Source organism: Streptomyces sp. NPDC060002 (assembly GCF_042737245.1).
Classification (GTDB): domain Bacteria; phylum Actinomycetota; class Actinomycetes; order Streptomycetales; family Streptomycetaceae; genus Streptomyces.
On the sequence record NZ_JBHWUW010000124.1, the window covers coordinates 1 to 2342 of the forward strand.

At 69.6% G+C, this 2342-nt stretch carries 1 protein-coding gene; it reads left to right on the plus strand.

Features of this window, described 5'->3' with window-relative positions:
- Positions 1-361 precede the first annotated feature (361 nt).
- Positions 362-2278, plus strand: coding sequence for a M1 family aminopeptidase (locus tag ACFWBD_RS41440; protein WP_385679401.1), 1917 nt, complete (start codon positions 362-364; stop codon positions 2276-2278).
- Positions 2279-2342 lie beyond the last annotated feature (64 nt).

Consider the following 2342-nt stretch of genomic DNA (forward strand, 5'->3'; position numbering starts at 1 on the left):
CCTGCGCACTGCAACCGCGGTACTGCCGCCCGGCAGTTCGTGTCTGCCAGGCCCTGCTGTCTCTCTGGGCTACGAGAGAAACCATAACCACACCACCGCCCAATGTCTACTCCAGCCAACACAGATTTTCGCGTGCTGGGTGATGAGGTACGGCTTCGTGGCACCGCCCCTGCTCCAGGGCCGAGAGCCCGACACTCCGCGCCCGGTCGCGGTGGTGACCCTTTGCCAAAGCCTGATGGCATGCCCGCGTCAAATCTGTCAGGCTTCCGGCAGCCGTCGCGCACCGCCCTCCGGCACACCCACGCCGTCGGGGACAGCCACCGAGCAGGCCGGAAACCCGGCCGCCGCAAAGGAGCCACGTGTGAGACCCACCCCCCGCAAGGCCCTCGGCACCAGCGCGCTCACCCTCGCCGCGCTGGCCGCCGTCTCGCTCCCCGCCACGCCCGCGGCAGCCGTCGCACCGGACACCATCGCCTCCACGAGCGTCGCCGCGCCCGGCAGCGCGGCTGTCGCACCTGCGAAGGCTGCCGCGGCCGACGCCTGCACCCCGGCTCAGGTGATCACCAACGGTGGCTTCGAGAGCGGCGTCTCGCCGTGGACCCAGTCCTCGACCAGCGTGATCACCGGCCGCACCGGGCAGAGCGCGCACGGCGGCACCGCCTTCGCCTGGTTGGACGGCGTGGGCAGCACCCACACCGACACGCTTTCGCAGAGCGTCACGATCCCGTCCGGTTGCACCGCCGCCACCCTCACGTTCTGGCTGCACATCGACACGGCCGAGACGACCTCGTCCACCGCGTACGACAAGCTGACGGCCAAGATCGGCACGACGACGCTGGCCACGTACTCGAACCTCGACAAGAACACCGGCTACGTGCAGAAGTCGTTCGACGTGTCGGCGTTCGCGGGCCAGACCGTGAGCCTCGCCTTCACCGGCACCGAGGACTCCAGCCTCCAGTCGAGCTTCGTCCTCGACGACCTCGCGCTCAACACCTCCGGCGACACCGCTCCGCCCGCCGACTCCACGCGCACCCCGGCGGCGCCGTCGTACACCGTCAGTCTGACCAGCAACACGGCCGGCACGGTCTGGACCGGTCACGAGAGCGCGACCTTCACCAACGCCTCCGCGACCGCGCTCAGCGAGGTGTACCTGCGGCTCTGGGACAACTACCACGGCACCTGCACCTCGATGCCGATCGCGGTCAGCAACGTCACCGGCGGCACCGCGGGCGCCCTTTCCGTGGGCTGCACGGCCCTCCAGATCACGCTCGCCAGTCCCCTGGCCCAGGGGCAGAGCGCCACGATCGGCTTCGACCTGGGCATCACCGTGCCCAGCGGCGCCGACCGGTTCGGCTACGACGGGGCGTTCAGCTTCATCGGCAACGCGCTGCCCCTGCTGGCGGTGAAGGACGGGACGGGCTGGCACCTGGACCCGTACACGAACAACGGCGAGTCGTTCTACTCGCTGGCCGCCGACTTCAAGGTGACCCTCGACCATCCGACCACCCTCCTGGTGCCGGCCACCGGCGCCTCGGTCGACGCCGCCGGCAGCAGCGGCCGCACCGTCACCACGGCCACCGCCACGAAGGTCCGTGACTTCGCGTGGGCGGCCGGCCCGTTCAGCAAGATCTCCGGCACCTCGACCGCCGGGACCCCGATCAACGTCTACTCCGTCACCGGCATCAGCTCGGCCAACGCGCAGTCGATGCTCACCACCGCCAAGACCGCCGTGGACGCGCACGCCTCCCGCTTCGGCGCCTACCCGTACGGCGAGTTGGACGCCGTCATCGACAACAACTTCTGGTTCGGCGGCATGGAGTACCCCGGCTTCGTCCTCGACCTGGTCAGCACCACGGCGCTGACCCATGAGATCGGCCACCAGTGGTGGTACGGGATCGTCGGCGACGACGAGTACAACAGCCCGTGGCTGGACGAGTCGTTCACCGACTACGCCACCGACCTGGCGCTGGGCAAGGCGGGCACCAGCTGCTGGAGCAGCGTCTCGTGGGCCTCGTCGGCGGAGAAGATCACCAACTCGATGGCCTACTGGGACACCCACTCCTCCCGGTACTCCACCGTCGTCTACGGCTACGGCAAGTGCGCCCTGCACGACCTGCGGCGGCTCATCGGGGACACCGCGATGGCCAAACTGCTGAAGGACTACGCCACTTCGCACTGGTACGGCGTCTCGACCACGGCCGAGTTCAAGGCGGCCGCCCAGGCCGCCACGACCACGGACCTGACGTCGTTCTGGACCACCCACCGCATCGAGGGCTGACCCGGCTCGGGCCGCCGTCGGCCATCCATCACCCACCGGCTGCGCGGGTGACGCCGTCCGGCGT